The 16,126-nt window shown below is 68.2% G+C and carries 10 protein-coding genes; 3 read left to right on the top strand and 7 right to left on the bottom strand.

The window, feature by feature from the left end:
- Positions 1 to 63 precede the first annotated feature (63 nt).
- Together EIK80_RS11080 and EIK80_RS11075 are read left to right on the top strand one after the other, a co-directional pair.
- Positions 64 to 6,183, top strand: coding sequence for a hemolysin-type calcium-binding protein (locus tag EIK80_RS11080; protein WP_158624667.1), 6,120 nt, complete (start codon positions 64 to 66; stop codon positions 6,181 to 6,183).
- A 51-nt stretch (positions 6,184 to 6,234) separates the two neighbouring features.
- Positions 6,235 to 6,516 (top strand): hypothetical protein, encoded by a 282-nt coding sequence (locus EIK80_RS11075; protein ID WP_125157037.1) that lies wholly within the window; start codon positions 6,235 to 6,237, stop codon positions 6,514 to 6,516.
- Between the two features lie 287 nt (positions 6,517 to 6,803).
- Here EIK80_RS11075 and EIK80_RS11070 read toward each other — a convergent pair whose 3' ends face one another.
- The 7 genes from EIK80_RS11070 to ybaL form a co-directional block, all read right to left on the bottom strand.
- Positions 6,804 to 7,763, bottom strand: coding sequence for a DUF6624 domain-containing protein (locus EIK80_RS11070; RefSeq protein WP_370450216.1), 960 nt, complete (start codon positions 7,761 to 7,763; stop codon positions 6,804 to 6,806).
- Positions 7,764 to 8,062: 299 nt separating this feature from the next.
- Positions 8,063 to 10,198 carry a M13 family metallopeptidase gene (locus tag EIK80_RS11065; protein WP_125157035.1) on the bottom strand — a complete coding sequence of 712 codons (2,136 nt, stop codon included), beginning with the start codon at positions 10,196 to 10,198 and terminating at the stop codon, positions 8,063 to 8,065.
- Between the two features lie 208 nt (positions 10,199 to 10,406).
- Positions 10,407 to 10,901 (bottom strand): copper chaperone PCu(A)C, encoded by a 495-nt coding sequence (locus EIK80_RS11060; protein WP_125157034.1) that lies wholly within the window; start codon positions 10,899 to 10,901, stop codon positions 10,407 to 10,409.
- Between the two features lie 13 nt (positions 10,902 to 10,914).
- On the bottom strand, positions 10,915 to 11,421 hold the full coding sequence (locus tag EIK80_RS11055) for a YcnI family protein (protein WP_125157033.1): 507 nt from the start codon (positions 11,419 to 11,421) through the stop codon (positions 10,915 to 10,917).
- 11 nt (positions 11,422 to 11,432) lie between these two features.
- Positions 11,433 to 13,550 carry a TonB-dependent receptor family protein gene (locus EIK80_RS11050; protein ID WP_370450214.1) on the bottom strand — a complete coding sequence of 706 codons (2,118 nt, stop codon included), beginning with the start codon at positions 13,548 to 13,550 and terminating at the stop codon, positions 11,433 to 11,435.
- 68 nt (positions 13,551 to 13,618) lie between these two features.
- A complete protein-coding gene (locus EIK80_RS11045) occupies positions 13,619 to 14,023 on the bottom strand; it encodes a DUF2946 family protein (RefSeq protein ID WP_125157032.1) in 405 nt (134 codons plus the stop codon).
- A gap of 83 nt (positions 14,024 to 14,106) precedes the next feature.
- Entirely contained in the window at positions 14,107 to 15,789 is a 1,683-nt protein-coding gene (ybaL, locus tag EIK80_RS11040; protein ID WP_125157031.1) for a YbaL family putative K(+) efflux transporter, read from the bottom strand.
- 71 nt (positions 15,790 to 15,860) lie between these two features.
- Here ybaL and EIK80_RS11035 point away from each other — a divergent pair, with 71 nt between their 5' ends.
- Positions 15,861 to 16,109 (top strand): helix-turn-helix domain-containing protein, encoded by a 249-nt coding sequence (locus tag EIK80_RS11035; RefSeq protein WP_125157344.1) that lies wholly within the window; start codon positions 15,861 to 15,863, stop codon positions 16,107 to 16,109.
- The last annotated feature ends 17 nt before the right edge of the window (positions 16,110 to 16,126 follow it).

Below are 16,126 nucleotides of genomic sequence, written 5' to 3'. Positions count from 1 at the left end.
AGGACAGCCCGATAGTTTTCAAGGCGCCGTGCCGTGCGCCTGCTCAAATTCGAGGCTGAATCCATGGCGCAGCTAGACACCAACGGTGACGACAACACCGACAATGGCCCGCAACGGTCGGGTGGCGCGGCCCTGACGGGTCAGCTTTGGGTGTTCACCGAGGGCGGCGACTCCGACACCCGCCTGTACCGGATCAACAGCGACGGAACCAGCCAGACCACGGTCGCCAGCAATGGCGTGGGCGGCGCGGGCGACGACCAGTTCAGCTCGTCGTTCACGTCGGACATCGGCGTCGATACGGCGGCGGGCTTCTACTTCGCGGTAATCGGCAGCCAGAACAACGACAACGCCGTCCTGGTGCGCGGCCAGATCGGCAGCGCCGCGGCGCCGACCGTCGTCGTGACCTTCCCCACCAATATCATCGTCAACACGATCGAGGTCGATGCGGTCAACCGGAAGATCTACGCCGGCTATCAGGACGGCACGATCCCGCCGGACGGCAGTCAGAGCGGCATCCGCGTCTACAGCTATGACGCGGCCGGCGCGGTGACGGACAACGGCTTCCTGACCACGGCGGTGAGCGACAACCGCGCCGATGAGAGTGGCTACTATGTCCTCGATCCGCAGGACTTCGCGCTCGATTCCTCGATCGGCCGCCTGTTCTATACCGAGCGGGTCGACGGCCTGGCGGCGGGCGTCTTCCGTCTCGATCTGTCGAACCCGAACATCCATACCCAGCTGGTCGCCCAGTCGCAGTTCCCGGACGGGGGCAGCTATTTCGGTGACATCGAGGTCGATGAGAGCACCGACCTCGTCTACTTCGTGACCCACTCCCAGAACCCGTCCGGCGGCGGCAACTACACGGCCGCCGAGAACGCGCTCTGGTACATCAGCGAGAACGCCTCCAGCGGCACGGCCACGCAGGTGACCCTGGTCGGCATGCCGGGCGGTGGCGCCTTCTATCCCGGCGACATGACGTTCGATCCCAACCTGCGCCAGCTCTATATCGAGAGCGAGGAAACCAACGGTTCGGACGCGGACGACGTCATCTACGTTTTCCAGCTGGACGGCGCGGGTACGACGGCCACCCTGATCGACAGCCTCTCGCCGGGCTTCACCCATTCCGGCGCCAATATCGAAGGCCTGACCTTCGCGCAGCTGCCGGTGCTGAGCGGCCTGACCGGCGCGGGCGTGGCGGCGGTCGAGCAGGCGGCGACCAAGACCACGCTGCTGGCTGGCGCGCCGACCGTCTCCGACAGCGACGGGGGCTACCTGACCGGCGCCACGGTGCAGATCACCGGCGGCACGTTCGCGACCGGCGAGACCAGCGCCGCCGACGACCACCTGGGCTACGGATCGTCGGGCCAGATCACCGGCACGATCAGCGGCACCAGCATCACCGTGTCGTGGAACGCGGCGACCGAGACCCTGACCTTGTCGGGCTACGACACCCTGGCGCACTACCAGACGGCCCTGGCCGGCGTCAGCTATTGGGCCACGGGAGACGACCCGACCAACCACGGCGCCAACACCAGCCGCACCATCACCTGGACGCTGAACGACGGCACGCCCGACATGGCCGGCTCGACGGTCAACACCGGCGCGACCACGCTCAACATCAGCGGCGTCAACGACGCGCCGGTCAACAGCGCGGTCACCAGCGCCACGGGCGCCGAGGGCGCGAACATCGCCATCACCGGCCTGCAGATCAGCGATGTCGACGCCCCGGCGTCGCAGACGATGACGATGACGCTCGGCGTGTCGGACGGCGTGCTCACCCTGCGGACCAATGTCGCCAGCGGCCTGACCGCGGGCGACATTGCCGGCAACGGCACGGCCAGCGTTACGATCACCGGCACGCAGGCGGCGATCAACGCCACCCTGGCGGCGTCGAACGGCCTCGTCTATCTCGGCGACAACGGCTTCAGCGGGACGGATTCCCTGTCCGTCGTCACCAGCGATGGCGGCGGCTCCGGCACGGGCGGCGTGAAGAGCGACAGCGACAGCTACGCGATCACCGTCGTCGGCGTGAACGACGCCCCGACCGTCGGCGGAGACGGCGGCGAAACCCTGGGAGCGACCGACGAGGACGTCTCGCCCACGACCCTGGTCAACACGGTTACGTCCCTGTTCGGCGGCCAGTACAGCGACACCGATCTGGACGCCTTCGCCGGCGTCGCCATCGTCGCCAACGGCTCCGCCGCCGGCGCGGGCCAGTGGCAGTACTGGAACGGCGCGACCTGGGTGAACGTCGGCGCGGCCTCGAGCTCGGCGTCGGTGCTGCTGGCCGCCTCGACGGCGATCCGCTTCGCGCCGGCCGTCGACTTCAACGGTCCGGCCCCGACCCTGACGGCGCGGGTCGTCGACGCCAGCGGCGGCGCGCTGACCAACGGCGCGACCGTCGACACCACCACCAACGGCGGCTCGACGGTCTACAGCGCCGGAACGGTGGTGCTGGACCATGGCGTCACGGCGGTCAACGACGCGCCGGTCACCACCGGCGGCGCGGCCGTCACCCTGACCAGCATCGTCGAGGACTCCGCCCCGGGCGCGGGCCAGACGGTGAGCTCGCTGTTCAGCGGCCACTTCTCGGACGCCAAGGACACGGTGTCGGGCGGCAGTTCGGCCAACGCCTTCGCGGGCGTGGCGGTGACGGCCAACACGGCGTCCGCGGCGCAGGGGGTCTACCAGTACTATGACGGCGCGGTCTGGCATGACCTGCCGGCCGTCTCGACCGCCTCGGCCTTGATCCTCGACGCCAGCGCCCTGGTGCGTTTCGCGCCGGCGGCCGACTATGCGGGCGCGCCGCCCAGCCTGACCGTCCACATGATCGAGGACTCGGCGGGCGCGGTGACCACCGGCGCGACGGCCGATCTGACCATCACGGGCGGTTCGAGCCCGTATGGCTCGGCCATGACGCTGGGCGTCACGGTCACCGGGACCAACGACGCCCCGATCCCGACCGGCTCGGCCACCCTGGCCGCCGTCGACGAGGACACCGCAGACCCCGGCGGCCAGAGCGTCGCGACGATCTTCGCCGCGCACTTCACCGACATCGACGGCGGCGACACCCTGGCCGGCGTGGCCATCACCGGCAACGCCGCCGCCAGCGAAGGCGTCTGGCAATATTTCAACGGCGCCTGGGTCACGATCGGCGCGCCCACCGAGAACGCCGCCCTGGCGCTGGCGGCCGGCACGCTGGTCCGCTTCCTGCCCGCCGCCGACTACAACGGGACGACGCCCGCCCTGACCGCCTATCTGATCGACAGCTCGGGCGGCGCGGTGACGGCCGGCGCGCTCCTGGACGTCAGCGTCAACGGCGCCCAGACCCGCTTCAGCGACGCCAGCCTGACCCTGACCACCACCATCACGCCGGTCAACGACAGCCCCGTCGCGCCGGCCACGGCGACCGCGGTCGGCGCGACCGAGCAGACGGCGGCGACGCTGCTGGGCGCGCTGGCGGTGTCCGACCTGGACCTGGACGCCCGCAACGGCGGCGATGGCGACTATGGCGGCGCCAGCTTCACGGTGCAGCGCGCCTCGGCCAACGCCGCCGACAGCTTCGCCTTCGCCAGCGGCGGATCGTTCACGGTCTCCGGCGGCGACCTTCAGGTCGGCGGGCTGACGTTCGCCACGTTCACCAATAGCGGCGGCGTGCTGACGATCAGCTTCACCAGCTCGGGCGCATCCGCCACCACGGCGCTGGTCAATGACGTCATCAACCATATTACCTACGCCAACGGCAGCGACGCCCCGCCTGCCAGCGTGACGCTCAACTATCTGCTCGACGACGGCTCGCCCGGCGGCGGTCAGGGCTCGGGTCCCACGGCCCAGGGCGGCGGCGCGGTGATCGTCAACATCGCCAACGTCAACGACCTCCCGACCGGCGCGGTCACGATCACCGGCGCGACGACCGAGGACCAGGTGCTGACGGCCAACACCACGGCCCTGGTCGACGGCGATGGCCTGGGGACGCTGCACTATCAGTGGCAAAGGTCCAATGGCGCCGGCTACGACGATGTCGGGACCGACCAGGCGACCTATGCCCTGGGCGACGCGGACGTCGGCAAGGCCATCCGTGTGGTGGTCAGCTACACCGACGCCAAGGGAACGGCCGAGACGGTCAACGGCGTCGCGACCGCGAACATCGCCGGGGTCAATGATCCGCACACCGGCGGAGCGTCGATCACGGGTGCGGCGACCGAGGACCAGGTCCTGACGGCGGTCTCGACCCTGGCCGACGTCGACGGTCTGGGGACGCTGCACTACGACTGGCAGCGCGACACGGGCGGCGGCTATGTCAGCATCGGCGCGACCGACCAGGCGACCTATACGCTGGGCGACGCCGATGTCGGCGCCACGGTGCGGGTGGTGGTCAGCTACACCGACGGACAGGGCTTCTCGGAATCGGCGACCAGCGCCGCCACCGCGACGATCGCCAACGTCAACGACCTTCCGACCGGCGCGGTGGTGATCACCGGCGCGGCGGTCGACGGTCAGACCCTGACGGCCGGCAACACCCTGGCCGACGCCGATGGCCTGGGGACGATCAGCTATCAGTGGAAGGCGGACGGGGCCGACATCGTCGGCGCGACGAACGCCACCCTCGCGCTCACCGGCGCCGACGTCGGCAAGGCGATCAGCGTCGTGGCCAGCTATACCGATGGGCGCGGGGCGGCCGAGGTCGTCGCCTCGACGACGGTCACGGTCGGCAGCAGCACCCCGCCATCGACCACGACCGGCACGGTGATCGACGGCGCGCCGGTGGAGGTGACCAAGACCACCAACGCCGACGGCTCGGTCACCCAGACGACGACCATCGCGCCGGTCACCCCCTCGGCCACCGACCAGACCGCCGACATTCCGCTATTTACCGAGAACGGCCAGTCGCTGTTGTCGGTGTCGGCGCCGGTGGGCTTCAGCATGACCGTCACTGGCGGCGACAGGCCGGAAACGGCGGGAAGTTCCCTCGACAACCTGGTCACCGCCATCGTGGCCGCGGGCGGAAACAGCAGCCAGACCGGGGCGGGCGGCGATTTCCTTTCCAGCCTGACCAACGACTCGCGCATCCTGGTGCAGTCCGTGACCCCGACCGTGTCGCCGGGAGCCCCGTCGAACACGCCCCTCACCTTCGACGGCGGCGCGCCCACGGACGGTGTCTTGACGGCCCTGGTGCTCGACGTCACCAAGCTGCCGTCCGGCACGATCATCAATCTCAACAACATCGACTTCGTGACCATCGTCGGCGCCACCAAGGTCGGCGGCGGCGAGGGATCCCAGGTGGTCTTCGGCGACAACCAAAACCAGTACATCGTGCTGGGCGCCGACGACGATGTCCTGCACGGCGGCGGCGGTGACGACACCGTTGGGTCGAAGGGCGGCAACGACAAGCTTTATGGCGACGCCGGCGACGACACGCTGTTCGGCGGCGAGGGCGACGACCTGATGGACGGCGGCGTGGGCGCCGACACCGTGCTGATGGGCGGCGACCTCAAGGACTACATCTTCACCCACAACGGCGCCGGCCTGCTGGCCACCAGCTTTGAGGGCGACGACACCATCCGCAACGTCGAGACGCTGAAGATGGTCGACGGCTCGACGATCACAGACCTCAACAAGCTGGTGGCCGGGACGACGTCGGTGGCGGTGATGACCTACGCGTTCTTCACCGGCAAGACGCCGACGGCGGCAGGGCTGGAGTACCTGCTGCACGCCCCGGAGACCGTCAACGCCAGCGACCTGAGCGACGCCTATTATCAGGCGTTCAACGTCGACAACCGCTACATCAACTTCGCGGTCAACCTGGCCTCGCCCCAGGGCCAGGCCCATGACTGGTTCGAGGCGAACTATGGCGCGCTGAACCCCGAACAGACCCTGACCAAGGCCTATAAGGAGATCTTCGGCGTCACCCTGACGGACGACAAGACGCAGCACCTGCTCTACGATCAGGTCGGTCAGGACATGACCCGCCTGCGCTATTTCGAGCTCGTGGCGGGCTCGGCGGAAGGCGCCAAGGCCGGGATCATCGGCTGGCTGCTGGCCGCCGCGGTGCTGGAGAACACCGGCCGCTACGCCGCGGCCAACACCGCCTTCCTCAACGACTTCGCCGACGGCGACGCCAAGCTCAATGTCGACCTTGTGGGCGTCTACGGCGACGGCCACGCCTGGGGGACGCTGACCTAGAGCATTTTCCGCCCCGTTGCTGCCGTTGCTGTCGGCGGGCAAGATAGGAGGATGATCTACACGCTACTGTTCGAGATTTGGGAAGATCCTGACAGCCACTCCTTCGAGTGGTCTGCGGTCAGCGAACATGGCGATGAACTGAGAAAGAAAGTCTCCCCCAATTCCGTGCTTCGTCACACGTTTCGCGCCAAATCAGACATTGAGGCGGGGCAGATCAACAACGAGTGGCATGGTTGGGGAGGGTACGAGCCAGGTCCTTGGCCAGAGCTTTTCGTCACCAGCCAGGACGTCGCCGTCCAAGAGCGGTACCTTGCCGTCCGGAGCTTGGGTTAGGGGCCGTGGACACTCGTCTTCGGATCCGAACCTAGCTTTCCTGAACCGCGCACTTGGCTGCTGGGATGTCTTTGGGGCCCGCGTCAGTTCACCACCCCGAACAGACCGTCGCCAAGTCCGCTTGCCAGCACGGCGCCCAATGTCCGGCGCCGGGCGCGGCGTTCCCGACCCTGTGTGGACATCCCCATTCCATCCCGCGCGGCGAAGCCGACCGGGGCCCGGACGATGCCCTCCCCCTAAATAGTCGCCCGCCTTCTAAAAGGCGCACGAGCTTCGCTAGACGATAGTCAGTCGCGGCATGTGAAGCGAGCATTGTATTCGGCGAGGGTGGTCAAGCCGACCTCGGCCCGTAGTTGATCGACCTTAGCGGAATCTTCGAGTGGAAACGTGAAGCGCCTGCCGTCGCGACATCCGCCCTGGGTGCCGTAGCGCTGAGGGCGCCCAGTATTGGTGGCGACCCGGTCATAGAGGTAGGCGTAGTTCTTTGGATCGGTCTCGCCCTTTGTCTGCAGTGCGTCGAGCCGGGTCAAGATTTCAGTCTGGAAGGTGACGTCGCCGTCGGCGTGCTGCGCCAGCAGCCAGGCGTCCTTCTCGGCCTCGCGTCCGTAGCGCGAGATCTCGAACCAGCCACGGCTTCGCACCTCGCGCTTGATCCAGGCGACATTGTCGGCGTCGATCCGGCAGGCGCGAACGGCTATCCTTTGGTTCGTCAGGCGCGCGGCTAACGGCGAAAGCGGACCTAGCAATGCCTGATTTCCGTATGCCCGGCGAATGGCCTGATCCTTGGCGACGCGAAGGGCTAGTTCGCGACCGCGAGCCGTCTTGTCTGTCCTGGCGCGGTTGAGAAAGGGCTGGATCGCGCGATCCAGCGCGACATCGCCACTGGAGTGGCCAGCCATCAGGGCGGCTAGGGCTTGGTCCAGCCGGCGGACCGCGCCGGCGGCGGCGTCGCGATCCTCTCGCCACTGCATGGAGGAGATAGCGCTCTCGACGCCCTTCAAGCCCGCCTGGACCTCGGTCTCGGCGTCGGTGAAACAACGCGTCTCGGGGACGTTCTCCTTCAGTCCCATGGCCGCATAGGAGAGGGTGCGCAACGGCGGGATGGCTTCGGGACCCCGGCGCTCCCGCAGTCGCCAATAGTCAAAGGTGCGGGCGGCGTCCGGATCCTTTAGTAGCCGCTGCAGGGGGAAGTCGGTCGGTCCCAGGCCAGCCGTCACGGCCAACGCCAAAGCTAGCACCGCCTTCATCGTCACCACACGCCGACTCCCGCACAATCAATTCAAGATTGTGATCTCGTTGGGGGCTGATGCAAGTTGTGAATTTGGCGTCGCCATCGCCTGCCTCATCTAGCCAGAAGTTTGGTCACGCCTGGTTCCGCAAGCCGGGCTTATTGGCACGACGCAATGTTGGGTGAGGCGCGTCTTCCATCCCCCCTTCGCCGCCACCTGGAACGACAGCTTTCCGGTTTTGGGCGGTCGTCTGCTTCGCTCACGAAAAAGGGCCGGCGTTTCCGCCGGCCCTTTCCATTTCCGCTGGATCGCGGGACCTACCAGATCTTCACGCGGTCCGCCGGGGCGACGTACAGCTTGTCGCCCGGCTTGACGTCGAAGGCGGCGTACCAGCCCGGCTGGTTCCGGACCGTGCCGTTGACGCGGTAGACGGCCGGCGAGTGCGGGTCGCTGGCGATCTGCTGCTTCAGCGCGTCGTCGCGCGACTTCTGGCGCCAGACCTGGGCCCAGCCCAGATAGACGCGCTGGTCGCCGGTGAAGCCGTCCAGCACCGGCGAGGGCTTGCCCTGCAGCGAGACATGGTAGGCGTCGAGCGCGAAACCCAGGCCCGACATGTCGCCGATGTTCTCGCCCATGGTCAGGTCGCCGTTGACGTGCATGCCCGGGAAGGGCTCGAACGCCGAGTACTGCTTGCCCAGCTTGACCTTCTGGACCTCGAACTTGGCGGCGTCCTCGGCCGTCCACCAGTCGCGCAGCACGCCGTCGCCGTCGGACTTGCGGCCTTGGTCGTCGAAGCCGTGGCCGATCTCGTGGCCGATCACGCCGCCGATGCCGCCGTAGTTGACGGCCGGATCCGCGTCCGGATGGAAGAACGGGGCCTGCAGGATGGCGGCCGGGAACACGATCTCGTTGTTGACCGAGTTGTAGTAGGCGTTGACCGTCTGCGGGGTCATACCCCACTCGGTCTTGTCGACCGGCTGGTTCAGGCGCTCGACGTCGTGGCGGTAGTCCCAGGCGGCCTCGCGCAGGGAATTGCCGTAGGCGTCGCCTTCCTTGATCTCCAGCTTGGAATAGTCACGCCACTTGTCGGGATAGCCGATCTTGACGGTGAACTTGGCCAGCTTGTCCTGGGCCTTGGCCTTGGTCTCGGCGCCCATCCAGTCCGACGCGTCGATGCGGGTCTTCAGGACGGTGCGGATGTCGCCGACCAGGGCGACCATCTTGGCCTTGGAGTCCGGCGGGAAATAGGCCGCGACATATTCCTTGCCGACCGCCTCGCCCAGCAGGCCGTTGACCTCGGCCACGCCGCGCTTCCAGCGGGGCTTCTGCTCGGGCTGGCCGGCCAGGGTCTTGTTGCGGAACTCGAAGCTGGCGTCGACGAAGCGCTTGGACAGCATCGGGGCCGCGCCGTCGATCACCTTGAACGCCTGCCAGGCCTTCAGGGTCTCGATCGGGGTGTCGGCGTAGATCTTGGCGTATTTCGGGAACGAGGTGTTGGTCGTCACGATGACGCGGTCGATCTTCGGCAGTTCCGTGCCGACCAGGTAGCGGTTCCAGTCGTAGCCCGGCGTCTGGGCCTGCAGCTCGGCCAGGGTGGCCGGGTTGTAGGTCTTGTCGCGGTTGCGGCGCTCGACCCGGCTCCAGGAGGCCTCGGCCAGCTTGGTCTCGAAGTCGACCACGGCCTTGGCGTTCTGCGCCGGCTTCTCCCAGCCGCCCAGGGTCAGCATCTTCTCGACATAGGCCAGGTACGCCGTCTTCTTGTCGGCGAACTTGGCGTCCAGATAATAGTCGCGGTCGGGAAGGCTGAGGCCGCCGGTCGAGGCGTAGACGGCGTAGGCGTTGGGGCTCTTGGCGTCGGTCGAGACGCCCAGGCCGATCAGGGCCGAATAGGGCGTGGTCGCGCTCTTGCCCATCAGGGCGGTGAACTCGTCCTTGGTCTTGACCTTCTGCACGCCGGCCAGCCAGGGCTTGATCGGGGCGGCGTCGAGCTTCTCGATCGTCGCCTCGTCCATGAACGCGCGGTAGGCGGCGCCGATCTTGGCCTTGTCGCCGGTGGCGGCCTTGTCGGCGGCCGCGGCTTCGATCAGCGCCTTGGTGCGGGCTTCCGACAGTTCGGCCAGCTTGTCGAAATTGCCGTAGCGGGTGCGGTCCGACGGGATCACCGTCTTGGCGTCCCAGTTACCGTTGGCGAACTTGTAGAAGTCGTCGCCGGGCTTCACCGAGGTGTCCATGCCCGAGAGGTCGAAGCCCCAGGTCCCGTAGCGCGGCGACTCCAGCGAGGTGACGTCGCCCGAGGCCACGCCTTCCGCCCCGCCACCGGAAAGGAGGGCCGGGAGAAGCGATTGCACCGTGCAGGCGTCGTTGACGCAGGGGTGCTCCTCGTGGGCTTGCGCCCCGAAGGCCGACAGAGACAGCGCCGCGATCGCCGCGGCGCCGAACCAAACTCGTTTCATGGAAGTCGCATCCGTTGGTGTGGGCTGGAGCGTGGCGGCCGAAAGTGTGAGCGGTTTCGGCGGCCGCCACGCTCCAGGTGTTTGAGGCAGAGCCTGTCTATCCGTTTCCGATTTTCATCGGAAACGGACAGGCTCTGGCCGGCAATCTGCACGGGCGCGGAATATTTGCTCCCTTAAAAAAAGTTCATGTGGCCCATTTTCACAGTCGTCAGTGCTGGTGTCCGGACGCGGCCGGAGCCTGCCCGCCGGACGGCGGGGTCAGTTGCACGACCAGGTCGACCTGCGCCTTGCGGCCGTTGTCGAAGACCAGGGTTACAGGAACTTTTTGCCCCACGGTCTGCGCCGCCTTCAGCGACAGGATCATCAGGTGGTAGCCGCCGGGGGCGAAGGCGACCTGGCCGCCGGCCGGGATCACCACGCCCTTGTCCAGTTCGCGCATGGTCATGACGCCGCCGGCCATGGCCGACTGGTGGATCTCGACCGAGGCGGCGGCCGGGGTCTCCACGCGCTTGAGGGTCACCGGCGTCTTGCCGGCGTTGTCGATGGTCATGAAGCCCACCCCGTTCATGCCAGCCTGGGCCGGGCGGCTCCAGGGCTGGCGGATGGTCAGGGCGCCGAGCTTGTAGTCGCCGGCCCGCGCGAGCGGGGCGGCGACGGCGGCGGCCAGGATGGCGGTCAGGGCGATGGCGAACGGACGTGACATGGGGCGCTCCTTGTCAGTGATGGTGGGCGGCGGGGGCCGCATCGGCGGAAATCGGGGCGGGGATCAGGGTGACCACCGGGGCGGGCCGGCTCAGCTTTTCGTCGGGCCGGGCGGGGTCGGCCACTTCCGTCCACTGGCTCTCGCCCTTCTCGCAGGTCTGGACGACCGGGAAGACCAGGCGCTCGCCGGCGACGGGGAGTTTCATCAGCACGGCGAAGTCGTCGAAGGCCTCGTCGGGCAGGCGGCCCTCGAAGGTGATCGCCGTCGGCGCGGCTTTCGGATCGGGGCCGCGCTCGAGCGTGTAGGTCCAGCCCGGCTTCACCTGCGGCCGGGCCGAGGCGACGCCGTCCGGGATCTCGATGCGGACCTTCAGGGTCGCGTCGCCGGTCGCGCAGGCATGGCCGACGCGGAAGGCGATGGCGGCGTAGGCGCCGGCCCTGGCGGTGTCGGGCGCGGCCACGACGTGGGCGGCGGCCGGTGTCGCCACGAGCGCGAGAAGAGCGATCAGCGGGGTCTTCATCTGCATTCTCCTCAGAAGGTCACGGTGACGCCGCCGAACACCGAGCGGCCGTCGCCGGGCCAGAGGGTGGCGGTGGCGGCGGTCCAGGCGACGGCCGCCTGGGTGTTGGAGACATGGGCCTTGTCGGTCAGGTTCCGCGCGTCGACGAACAGCGACACGGCCGGGGTGACCTTCCAGCCCGCGTTGAGATTGACGATCGCATAGCCCGGGGCCTTCTTCGTGTTCTTGTAGTCGATCCACTGGTCGGTCGCCGACCACTCCAGCGACGGGGCCACGAACCAGCCGCGCGGATCGTCATAGCGGACCTCCGAGCGGTAGAAGCTCTTCGGCGCGATCGGCAGGCGGTTGTCGCCGAACTGGACGTCGTCCTTGAAGCGGAAGTCCGACAGGGTCCAGGTCTGGCGGATCCGCCAATGCGGGGCCACGGCCCAGTCCAGCGCCGCTTCGATCCCCTGGTGGACGGTCCTGTCGGCGTTGAAGGTCGAGGCCGGGATCGACGCGGTCACCGCGTACTGCAGCATCTCGTCCTTCAGCGCGGCGCGATAGAGGGTCAGGTCATAGGTGAACGGGCCGCGATGGCCGCGCGCCCCGACCTCGCCCGTCCAGGCCTTCTGGGCCTTCACGGGGGCGAAGCCGGTATTGGTCGGGCTCATCGAACTGAAGTTCGGCGGCTCGACCGAGCGGGTCAGGTTGGCGAACAGCTGGTCGCCCAGCTCGTTCTGCCACAGCAGGCCGACGCGCGGCGAGATCCAGTTGTAGGTCTTGGCGGCGTCCAGGTTGAACGTGCTCTTCACGCCCGGAACCGCGACGCTGACATAGTCGCGCTCGGCCTGCCCCCAGGTCGCGCCGCCGACGATGGCCAGGCGATCGGTGACGAACAGCCGGCCCTCGCCGAACACGTCCACAGCCTTGGCGTTCTGGTACGAGACCGACTGCAGCGCCCCGTGGGCGCCCCGGTTGTTGAGGTAGAAGTGCGAGTCGAGGTCGCCCTGGCGGTACCACGCGCCGAAGAAGGCGTCGGCCCGCTTGCCGCCGATCTGCCCGTCCCAGTCGAAGCGGCCGAAGGCGCCGTAGTTGCGGCTTTCCTGGTCGATGACCTGGAAGATCGGGTGATCCAGCTCCTTCCATACGCCATAGACGGCGCCTTCGAAGACCAGCTGGTCGTTCAGCCGCCAGGTGGTTCGCAGCGAACCGCGCGCGCCGCGCTGGTTGCGGCCCTGGTCGCCGGCCAGGTTGCCCGCCGCCGACTGGCGCGGATTGGCGTTGAACTGGGCCAGGGTCAGCGAGCCGGGGATCTCCTGGTTGATGTTCGAGCCGTTGACGATGAAGCGGACCTCGCGGTCCTGGCCGAACGACCGGCCGATATTCAGGCTGCCGAACTGGATGTTCTGCTGGCTCTGCGAGCGCCAGCCCTGGCCGGTCTGGTTGGTGGCGGCCGCATAGACATCCCAGTCGCCCGACTGGCGGGCGATGGCGACGTGCTCGCGGAGCAGGCCGTAGGAACCGCCGTCGACGCGGACCTGATTGGCGAAGCCGGCGTCCTCGCCCGTCGGCGTGACCATGTTGATCGCCCCGCCCAGCAGGGCGCCGCCGAACCGCAGGGCGTTGCCGCCGCGATAGACCTCGGCGTAGCGGGTGTTCAGCGGATCGGCCACCTGGCTGTCGCCATAGCCGTCGGCCTCGTTCAGCGGCACGCCGTCCTGGGCGATCAGCAGGCCGCGGTTGTGATTGGCGTTGCCGATGCCCGAGCCCCGGATCGAGATGCGGATGTCGCCGCCCCACTTGCGCTGGGCGTAGACGCCGGGGGCGTCGCGCAGCATGTCGTCCAGGGCCAGGGTCTGGCGATTGATGTAGCTTTCCTGGGAGATCACCGACACCGCGCCGGGGGTCTCCGACAGCCGCTTGCGGGCGTTGGCGACGACGGGCGGATCCTCGGGATTGGGGCGGGCGGTGACGATGACCGAGGAGACGTCGGTCCGGTCTTCGTTGGGGCCTTCGCCGTCCCATCCGTGGGCTTGGGCGGCGGCCGGCGCGAGGACGGCGAGCGAAAGACAGGCGAGCGAAAGACAGGCGAGCGAAAGGCAGGCGGGCGCGGGGGCGCCCAGCAGGGCGCGACGGAAGGTCGACATGACAAGAGGTATCCTGAAGGCGTGACGAGGCGCGCGGCGTCTTCAAGCGCGGCGCGGCGGCAAAAGGGTCAGGCGTTCAGGTTGGCGGGCGGGCCCTGGCTGGGCGGACGTGGCGGGGCGCGGGCGTGACCGCGAACGCCGAGGACGCGCTGGACCGGCGTCTCGAGATAGTCCGCGTACTGGACGGGGGTGATGGCCGGGACCGGCGCATCAACGGTGACCGCCAGGGTCGGGCCCACGCAGTTGGAGCATTTCAGCCCCATGAAGCCCTTGGCTGGGGCCGTGCTGACCTTGCCGTCCTTCTCGAGGATGACGACCTTGGAGCCCTCGGCCGAGCAGATGACCATGACCGAGCCGCTTTCGCGCAGGTCGTGGGCCATGGCCGCGGCCGGCGTCAGCGCCTGGACGAACACGGCCAGCATCGCCGCGAGCGCGGCGAGCAAGACTCGGAACTGTCCCGGACGGGTGGTCATGATGCGGGCAGACCTAGAAGCTGGCCGCTACGCGGTCAACGCGACCGCGTCTCGCCATGATCGCCCGTCGCTACTTAAGGGGGCTAATGACCCCCCGCCTGGACCGCCGGCTTCTTCTTCGGCGCGCGCGCCAGCATGCCGCGCGCGATCTCTTCCTCGCCGATCAGGGCGTGGGTGGCGCCCATCTGCTTGAGAAGCGCGACGTCGGCGTCGGTATAGGCCCGGGCGACGATCTCGCAGCTGGGGTTGGCGGCGCGGGCCTGTTCGATGATGCGGCTGGCCTCGAACGGGCTGGGCACGGCGACGAACAGGTGGGTGGCCTTGTCGAGACCGGCCTTCAGCAGCACCTCGGGCTTGACCGCGTTGCCGCCGATCGTCTCGTAGCCGGCCTTGCGCAGCTCCTCGGCGCGCTCGGGATCGTCCTCGATGACGACCAGCGGGGTCTTGGCCTTCAGGCCCTCGGCCACCAGCTTGCCGACGCGGCCGTAGCCGACCAGCAGGGCGTGCGGCTTGGCGGCGGCCAGGATCGGGGGTTCGCCGGCGGCCTTGCGTTCCTTGGCGATCATCTTGGGCAGCACGCGATCGAGGATGGCGAACAGCAGCGGGTTGAGCAGGATCGACAGGATGGCCCCGGCCAGGATCAGGTCGCGCCCCTCGGGCGGCAGCAGCTTCAGCGACACGCCCAGGCCCGCCAGGATGAACGAGAACTCGCCGATCTGGGCCAGGCTGGCCGAGATGGTCAGGGCCGTGCTCATCGGGCGGCGGAAGGCCAGGACGATGCCCAGCGCGAAGATCGACTTGCCGATGATGATGATCGCCACGGTGGCCAGCACGGCCAGCGGCTGCTCCAGCAGGACCTGATAGTTGAACAGCATGCCGATCGAGACGAAGAACAGCACGGCGAAGGCGTCGCGCAACGGCAGGGTCTCGTTGGCGGCCTGCTGGGAGAGCTCGCTCTCGGCCATGATCATGCCGGCGAAGAAGGCCCCCAGGGCGAACGACACGCCGAACAGCGCGGCCGAGCCGAAGGCGACGCCCAGGGCGATGGCCAGCACGCCCAGGCGGAACAGCTCGCGCGAGCCGGTGTGGGCGACGCGGTGCAGGATCCACGGGATCACGCGGCGACCGACGATCAGCATCAGGGCCACGAAGGCCACGACCTTGCCGATGGTGATGGCGAAGGCGCCCAGGACGCCGCCGCCCAGGAACCCGGAAGCGGCCTGGTTGGCCGGGGCCTCGCCGCCCAGCATGCCGGACAGGGCGGGCAACAGGACCAGCGCCAGCACCATGGCCAGGTCCTCGACGATCAGCCAGCCGACCGCGATCTTGCCGCGTCCGGTCTCGATCAGCCGTCGCTCCTGCAGCGCGCGCAGCAGCACGACGGTCGAGGCGACCGACAGGGCCAGGCCGAAGACGATCCCCGCCCCGATGCTCCAGCCCAGAACGACCGCCAGGCCAAGGCCCATCGCCGTCGCCGCGCCGATCTGCACGACCGCGCCGGGGATGGCGATGTTCTTCACCGCCATCAGGTCCTTCAGCGAGAAGTGCAGGCCGACGCCGAACATCAGCAGGATCACGCCGATCTCGGCCAACTGCGGAGCCAGCTCCTGGTCGGCGACATAGCCGGGCGTGAACGGGCCGACCAGCACGCCGGCCAGCAGGTAGCCGACCAGCACCGGCAGTTTCAGCCGGTTGGCGATGGCGCCGAAGATGAAAGCGAGACCGAGACCCGCGACGATGGTGGCGATCAGCGAGGTGTGGTGCAAAGGCTCTCCTTGACGATCAGCTTTTTCGGGCGTACTCAACCAATATGGGTGATAAAACCCAGGTACGCCAGATGCCGCACGCAAAAATTCTCCTTCCGGCGCAATGCCGGGCCGCTCGCGGGCTGATTAATTGGTCCCAGGGCGAGCTTGCCGACAAGGCGGGCGTGTCACGGAGCACGGTCAAGGACTTCGAGACCGAGCGCCATGCGTTGCACCATAGCACCGAGCGCCTCCTGATCGACGCGATCGAGGCCGGCGGGGTGTCGCTGATCGCGGCGGATGAAGCTGGGGCGGGCGTGCGTCTGAAGAGAGCTGACTAGGATCAACGAGGAGGGCG

The sequence above is a fragment of the Caulobacter sp. 602-1 genome (assembly GCF_003931565.1).
Classification (GTDB): Bacteria; Pseudomonadota; Alphaproteobacteria; order Caulobacterales; family Caulobacteraceae; genus Caulobacter.
Note: the sequence above shows the minus strand (reverse complement) of the source record. Positions and strands in the feature narration are given on the sequence as shown.

Bases quoted from the DNA above. Each gene is read 5' to 3' on its own strand.
- EIK80_RS11080 (WP_158624667.1), top strand. From the start codon at position 64: ATGGCGCAGCTAGACACCAACGGTGACGACAACACCGACAATGGCCCG.
- EIK80_RS11075 (WP_125157037.1), top strand. From the start codon at position 6,235: ATGATCTACACGCTACTGTTCGAGATTTGGGAAGATCCTGACAGCCAC.
- EIK80_RS11070 (WP_370450216.1), bottom strand. From the start codon at position 7,763: ATGAAGGCGGTGCTAGCTTTGGCGTTGGCCGTGACGGCTGGCCTGGGA.
- EIK80_RS11065 (WP_125157035.1), bottom strand. From the start codon at position 10,198: ATGAAACGAGTTTGGTTCGGCGCCGCGGCGATCGCGGCGCTGTCTCTG.
- EIK80_RS11060 (WP_125157034.1), bottom strand. From the start codon at position 10,901: ATGTCACGTCCGTTCGCCATCGCCCTGACCGCCATCCTGGCCGCCGCC.
- EIK80_RS11055 (WP_125157033.1), bottom strand. From the start codon at position 11,421: ATGAAGACCCCGCTGATCGCTCTTCTCGCGCTCGTGGCGACACCGGCC.
- EIK80_RS11050 (WP_370450214.1), bottom strand. From the start codon at position 13,550: ATGTCGACCTTCCGTCGCGCCCTGCTGGGCGCCCCCGCGCCCGCCTGC.
- EIK80_RS11045 (WP_125157032.1), bottom strand. From the start codon at position 14,023: ATGACCACCCGTCCGGGACAGTTCCGAGTCTTGCTCGCCGCGCTCGCG.
- EIK80_RS11035 (WP_125157344.1), top strand. From the start codon at position 15,861: ATGCCGCACGCAAAAATTCTCCTTCCGGCGCAATGCCGGGCCGCTCGC.